Here is a 7,348-nt window from a genome sequence, read left to right as displayed (position 1 = left end):
GCTCTCTATAAGCTACCCCCACCCTCCTAAAAGCATTTTCTCACCAAAATTTCTCTCAACCTCCTTCCGTTCTTCTCCGTTATCTTTCGAACTCCTCAACCCTCCACATTTGCTAATTTTCTCATTTCCTAATTTGCTAATTTTTTCCCTGCCCGTGTGGCTCACACTGCCTGTGCGGCTCGCACCTCATTTCCAAATTTGTCTATTTGCTAATTATTCTATACTTTTGTCCGATAAATAAACGCAGATGTTAAACAGAATTTACCAATATATCACCACTCATAAACTCACAACTTTCTCATTCTTCACCGCTTGGGCGCTCATTGCTATTTATGGTTTGAGTCAGTTGCGATTTGAAGAGGATATCACCAAAGTACTCCCTCAAAACGACAAGACGAACCTTACTTCCAAGGTACTTAAGCAACTCAATTTCGCCGATAAAATCTCGGTAATAGTAACGGCTGAACAAGGTGGGACACTCACCGATATACAGGCAGTTGCCGAAACCCTACACGATACACTCAATGCTTCTATGACGAAGTATATCAAAAGTATTCAGGGGATTATAAACGAAGAAGAAATCGATGAGACTTGGCAGTTTGTAAACGACCACCTACCTCTTTTTCTAAACGATGAAGATTACGCTTATTTAGAACGCCGTTTAGCCCCCGATAGTCTCAAATCAATGGTGGAGAGTCAGTACAAAACGATGCTCACTCCTGCGGGTATGGTGGCACAACAGTTTATCCGTAAAGACCCCTTTGGTCTCACTTTTCGCGGTTTGCGCAAACTTCAAGAGCTCAATACAGGCAACGATTTTAAGATTGCCAATGGTTTCCTCACTACTAACGACGAGCAACATATACTCTTCTTTATCAACCCTAAGTACGATGGCAACGATAGCGAACACAATGCCGCTTTCGTCGCAGGGTTAGACGAGTTGCAAGACCATCTCAACGCCCAGTATCAAGGAAAAGTGCGTGTAGATTTCTTTGGGGCCCCCTTTATCTCGGTGAGCAACGCCTCCCAAATCAAAACCGATATCCTTACTACGGTACTCATTTCACTATCAGCACTTTATTTGTTGCTTGTCTTCTTTTATCGAAGTGTCTATATTCCATTTATCGCTTTTATCCCTTCTGCTTTTGGGGTGCTCTCCGCTTTGGCAACACTTTATGTACTCAAAGGCAGTATTTCGGCAATTTCTATCAGTTTAGGAGCGGTACTCTTAGGAGTTACAATTGATTATTCACTGCATATCCTCACACATTACAAGGTAGCTAAAAACACCGCCGAGTTGTACCGTGCTGTAACTGTGCCTATCTTGCTCAGCAGTATCACTACCGCTATTTCATTTCTCTGCTTGCTCTTTGTGCATTCTGAGGTGATGCAAGATTTAGGAATATTTGCTTTCGTGGGTATAATGGTATCAGCCATATTATCGTTGGTACTCGTGCCTCATTTCTACCGTGGCAATCGTAATATCGAGGTGCGCAAAACCTTTTTAGACCGCATAGGTGCTTATCCATTTCATCACAACAAGTGGGTAGTAGGGGCTTGCTTACTGCTGATAGTGGTGAGTTGTTTTACTTTTCATAATGTCCGTTTCAATGGCGATATTGCCAATATCAACTATATAAACGAACGTTATAAGGCAGCTGAACATCAATTAGAGAACATCACCGATAGTGAATACAAATCACTTTACGCTGCTGCTTATGGCAACTCTTTAGAGGAAGCCTTAGAGCGCAATTATACACTATATCAGCAGTTGCAAAGTTATAAAGCACACGATAGTATCAAACAATTCAGTTCTATCGGGGGGATTGTATTGCCTAAAAAGGAACAAGAAGCGCGTTTACAACGATGGAAAGATTTTTGGAATGCCGAAAGACAGCAATTTCTAAAACAACAACTCATAGGAAAAGGAAATGAGGTCGGTTTTAAAGAAGAAACCTACGCACCTTTCTATCAAAGTATAGCAACTGATTTTGAAGTGATAAAAGACCTTGATGCTTATAAAGCCCTTTCAGCCATTCCGTTAGAAGATTTTATCACCGAAAAAGAAGGCTTTTATACTATTGCCAATCTCGTAAAACTCACTGTTGCCGAGCGTGACCCTTTTATTCATTCAGTAGAAAAACACACGCCTACTGTTGTTATCGACCGTAAGAACCTAAGTGAAACGTTCTTAGGCAAACTCAAAGACGATATATTGCTGTTAGTAAACTATTCATCTATTGCTATTTTCCTCATACTGCTCTTGTTTTTTAGGCGTGTAGAATTGGTGTTACTCACCCTTATCCCTATTGGTGTTACAGGGATAGTTACATCTGCTTTAATGAACTTTTTTGGCATAGAGTTCAATGTGTTTAGTATGATTGTCTGTACTTTGGTATTAGGACATTCGGTAGATTTTAGTATTTTTATGACTTGTGCGCTACAAAAAGACTATACCGATGGTAAAAATGAACTTCCTGTGTACAAAGTGTCAGTACTTTTGGCGTCTATTACTACCTTTTTGGCTATCGGTACGCTTATTTTTGCCAAACACCCCGCCTTAAAGTCAATTGCATCGGTATCAGTGATAGGTATTTTTACTGCTTTGGCAATGACTTTTGTGTTTTACCCTACTATATTTAAGTTTTTTATCTTCCGTCGTCCAGATAGAGGACGTTCTCCGGTGAGTTTGCGTCTTTTAGTGCAATCCATACTGCTAATTACCTATTACGGATTATCGTCTATTATTCTCTCCAATATAGGTTGGCTACTTGCTAAAATAACTCCTAAACACACTATGTGGCTCAGGCATTTAGCTACTTGGCTTACCTCTTCGGTACTCTATGCCAATCCTTTTGTGCGCAAAAAGGTAGAGAACCCACGCCATATACAACTTACAACTCCTTCAGTTGTAATTTCCAATCATACCTCGTGGCTCGATACCTTAGCCATAGGGCTCTTCACACATCGCATCAGTTATATGGTAAATGATTGGGTGTATAACTCGGTAGTATTTGGACGTTATGTGCAGGCAATGGGTTTCTTTCCTGCTTCTGAAGGTATAGAAAAAGGAATGTCCTTATTCGAAAAGAACTTGAAGAACGGTATTTCAGTAATGATTTTCCCAGAGGGAAAACGCTCTAATACCAACCAAATACATCGTTTTCACAAAGGTGCTTTCCTAATAGCCGAACATTTCCAAACGCCTCTTGTACCTGTGTATATTCACGGTTGTTCGGAAGTGCAACCCAAAGGCGATATAATTGTTTATGATGGTGCTATTACGGTAGTAGTAGGTGAACCCATAGCTCCTAACGATGAGCGTTTTGGCAACACTCCACGCGAACGAGCCAAACAGATAGGCGCTTTCTACCGCCAGCAATTCCTCGCTTTGCGCAAACGATTGGAAGGAGTAGATTACCTAAAGAAGAAACTGTTTTTAAACTATTTATACAAGGAAAATTACGTAGTGCGCGCTGTAAAAGAAGATTATAAGCAACATCGCGAACACTATCACGAACTCGTGCATTCACTACCCGAAAAAGCCCGTATTTTGCATATCGCCGATGATTATGGTCAGTTAGATTTCTTGCTATTGCTCACTTATCCTGAGCGTGAAATAGTATCCGTTATCGTCGAAGACGAAAAGCGCACCATTGCACAGCATAGTTACCTCACTAAAATCCGCAAAATACAATACGTAAAAGAGCGTCCAGAGGGAGATTTTGAAATAGTAGTTGAAGGGAGAGAGGTCGTAATAGGATAAGGAAATAGTGCCTAATTAGGCTGAAAGAAAAGGCTTATTTGAACCTAAGACGAAGGTAAAGCGAAGCTAAGATGAAGGAGAAGGTATTGGTGAAGTTAATTGGTAATTTTTAAGCGATATTCTTTTGATAAAATTATGGTTAGTAGTCTTTTTCAAGTGTGAAACCTTAAAATTATACTAAAATAAGGAAATAAAGTAAAATTCATACTATAAATATTTGCACTTGCTATAAAAAATGAAGACTTTTGCCGACAGAGTGATTTAAAAATACATATATAACGATGGAAGAAAAAGAAATATTAGACAATGAGGAGATATTCTCAAAAGTTCTAAGAGCAGGCAGACGCACCTATTTTTTTGATGTGAGAGCAACGCGCGCTAATGATTATTACTTGACTATTACTGAAAGTAAGAAGTTTACTCACGATGATGGCTCATTTCACTACAAAAAACACAAAATCTATCTGTATAAAGAGGATTTTGAAATGTTTAAAGATATTTTAAACGAAATGACTAACTATGTTTTTGATGAAAAAGGAGAGGAGGTAATTTCTGAACGTCATCAAAAAGACTTTAAAAAGAACTATTACAATGAACGGTTGGAAGGCGTAAGCAATAGTAATGGTGTTTACAAAGACCTTGATTTTGAAGACCTATAGTTAAAAAACTAATAAGGTAAAACTTCACTCATCTGTTTGTAATAGAGTGATGACGTAATAGGCTATTGAGTAAAACTCATCTTATGGCGTGGGTGGTATTTCACCAAAGCTTCCCTCAAATATGACTTCTCTACGTGTACGTATATTTCTGTGGTAGTAATATTCTCGTGACCTAACATCATCTGTATGGCACGCAGATTCGCACCGTTCTCCAATAGGTGTGTCGCAAAAGAATGTCTGAAAGTATGTGGGCTAATGGTCTTCTGTAATCCTATGTTTTCAGCTACTTGTCTTACAATAGTAAATATCATTGCGCGAGTAAGTTGTTTCCCTCTTCTGTTTAGGAAGACGTAATCTTCGTGACCTTTTGCTATCTTTAATTGTTTGCGCTGGTTATTGATATAATTGTTAATTTGTTTCTGCGTATAACTTTCAATAGGCACTAAGCGCTGTTTGCTACCCTTCCCCATTACTCTAATGAAATCTTCTTCGAAAAACAAGTCGGATAGACGAAGAGAGACCAATTCCGACACTCGCAACCCACAACCGTAAAGCGTTTCTATAATAGCTTTATTACGATGCCCCTCATCGGTGCTGAGGTCTATGGAGGCGAGCATAGCATCTATTTCTTTTAAGGAAAGTGTATCGGGGAGTTTTACACCTATTTTAGGGCTGTCGATAAGGCTCATAGGGAAGTCTTCACGTCCTTTCTCAGAAATCATAAACTTAAAAAAACTCTTTAAAGCCGATATGAGTCGTGCTTGTGAACGTGCGTTGAGTTCTTTGGAGACTTCGTATACGAACTGGCGCAAGGTATCTACTTGAATAGTATCGGGGGGTTCAGTGATATTGTATTTTTCCAAATACCCTATGAGTTTCTCAATATCTAAGCCATAAGACACAACAGTATTCTGCGATAAGCCACGTTGTAATCGCAAATAATTCTGATAATCGGTATTTACTTTACGCCACACGTTTTTAGGTAAAAGATAAGAGATAAAAGGTAAAACCAGCGATAGCTGGAAATGTGAGTAAAAGGTGTGTTATTTATCAATTGATAATTTTTCGCTGTCGTTATAATGCTTTTTATCGATGATAGTACCCTTGGAAAGCACTATAAGTCCAGGATTAGAACGTATCATTGTTTTGAGGGTAGTAGCATCGTTATAATAAAAGTTGAAATTGAGTTCGTATTTCTTTACAATATAAGGAGCTTTCTCCATTTGTGAGGTAAGACCTATCACGGTATATCCGTTTTTAAGAGCTTTATCGGTTACTGTTTTGATTGCCTTAAAAGCCTCTTGGTTAGCAAGGTCGAGACGATAAGAAACTACCATCAAGAGCTTTTCTTCTGCCATAAATTGTGGCAAATAGTCTGTTTCTCTATCTTTATCCTGAATATAGAAATCGTGTATAGGAGGCAATTCGGTAGTAGAGGTAGAGCTTACATATTCACCATCTACTTTTGGGAAACTTGCATCTTTAGTTACAATCACTTTTTCTTTGCCGTTTACTTTGAAAGTCCAATAATAAGTAACGGCATTGGGCGGTAATTCCATACCTTTGGGGATATTTGTTCCTATCTTATATGGACGAAAATCTTTTATGGGTAAGTGATTGTAGACGTAATATACAAAGCTTATGCAGAAAAGCACAGAGAGTACTGTAATTAATAAAGGTAAATTGCCTTTGGTAATGGGTTGTACATATTTTTGCCCCCAAAAGACGATGAGAGCTAAAACTAATAGTACCATATCTTTGGTAAACGACTGCCAAGGTGTAAATTTGATAGCATCACCAAAGCAACCACAATCAGTTACTTTGTGAAAATAAGCTGAATAGAAGGTGAGGAAGCCGAAGAATACTAACATAGCCAGCAAAAGCCACAAAGTGAGCTTCTTTTTATAGCCTACCAATAAGGTTACCCCCAAAACTACTTCGAAAATACATACCAAAATGGCAAAAGTTAAAGTGTATGGTACTAAAAAAGGCATATTGAGTACATCGGGAGCAAAATAGTCTTCCAATTTAAATGAAAAGCCCATAGGGTCATTGAGTTTTATCATTCCACTGATGATAAAAGTAACGCCTAATAATATGCGACAAAGCTGGATAAGATATTTCATATAAGTTGTTATTTAGTTGTTATGTTGATTGTTTAAATGTATGAGAGCAAACACTGCATAGTTTATCATATCTTGATAATTAGCATCAATGCCTTCACTAACTAATGTTTTTCCTTTATTATCTTCAATTTGTTTTACACGCAAGAGCTTTTGCAGGATAAGGTCGGTAAGAGAGCTCACCCGCATTTCGCGCCACACCTCGCCATAATCGTGGTTTTTAGCTTCCATAAGGGAGCGTGCTTCGGCAACTTTGGCGTCGTATAGTGCCGTTGCCTCTTCGAGACTAAGGTCGGGCTGGGTAGCTACTCCTTTATCTATTTGAATAAGAGCCATTAGGGCATAGTTGATGATGCCTATAAACTCGGCTGTCTCGTCTTCATCGATTTTGTGCTCGGTATTCTCTTGTAGCCCTCGAATGCGTTGTGCTTTGATGAGAATCTGGTCAGTAAGAGAAGGGAGGCGCAAGATACGCCAGGCACAGCCATAGTCTTTCATCTTGTTGATAAAGAGCGTACGGCATTGTTCAATAACGGTGTTATATTGTTTAAGAGTGTTCATTTTAATTAGGTGACAGGTAATGAAAGTGCAAAGGTACGAAGTAATTAGCAAATGGACAAATTTGGAAATTAGCAAATGAGGTGCGAGCGGCACTGGCAGGGGGAATTAGCAAATTAGGAAATGAGAAAATTAGCAAATGTGGAGGGTTGAGGAGTTCGGAAGGAAACGGAGGAATTCGGAAGAAGGAAGAGAGGTGTTTTGGTGAAAAAAGGCTATTAGGAGGGTGGGGTTAGCTTATA

General features: G+C 38.9%; 5 protein-coding genes. 2 read left to right on the top strand and 3 right to left on the bottom strand.

The window, feature by feature from the left end; all coding sequences use genetic code 11:
• Positions 1–247 precede the first annotated feature (247 nt).
• Positions 248–3,766: an efflux RND transporter permease subunit gene (locus tag HMPREF9078_RS02800; RefSeq protein WP_009419218.1), complete on the top strand. Its 3,519-nt coding sequence runs from the start codon at positions 248–250 to the stop codon at positions 3,764–3,766.
• Between the two features lie 281 nt (positions 3,767–4,047).
• Positions 4,048–4,425 carry a PUR family DNA/RNA-binding protein gene (locus HMPREF9078_RS02795; RefSeq protein ID WP_009410371.1) on the top strand — a complete coding sequence of 126 codons (378 nt, stop codon included), beginning with the start codon at positions 4,048–4,050 and terminating at the stop codon, positions 4,423–4,425.
• Positions 4,426–4,487: 62 nt separating this feature from the next.
• Here the strand turns inward: HMPREF9078_RS02795 and xerD are convergent, their stop codons facing one another.
• The 3 genes from xerD to HMPREF9078_RS02780 all read right to left on the bottom strand — a co-directional run bounded on the left by xerD (position 4,488) and on the right by HMPREF9078_RS02780 (position 7,109).
• Positions 4,488–5,399, bottom strand: coding sequence for a site-specific tyrosine recombinase XerD (gene xerD, locus HMPREF9078_RS02790; protein WP_002673589.1), 912 nt, complete (start codon positions 5,397–5,399; stop codon positions 4,488–4,490).
• 69 nt (positions 5,400–5,468) lie between these two features.
• Positions 5,469–6,551, bottom strand: a complete 1,083-nt coding sequence (locus HMPREF9078_RS02785) for a BT_3928 family protein (protein ID WP_009419217.1) — start codon at positions 6,549–6,551, stop codon at positions 5,469–5,471.
• Between the two features lie 12 nt (positions 6,552–6,563).
• Entirely contained in the window at positions 6,564–7,109 is a 546-nt protein-coding gene (locus HMPREF9078_RS02780; protein WP_009419216.1) for a DUF1599 domain-containing protein, read from the bottom strand.
• Between the last annotated feature and the right edge of the window lie 239 nt (positions 7,110–7,348).

The organism is Capnocytophaga sp. oral taxon 380 str. F0488 (assembly GCF_000318255.2).
GTDB lineage: Bacteria > Bacteroidota > Bacteroidia > Flavobacteriales > Flavobacteriaceae > Capnocytophaga > Capnocytophaga ochracea.
Note: the sequence above shows the minus strand (reverse complement) of the source record. Positions and strands in the feature narration are given on the sequence as shown.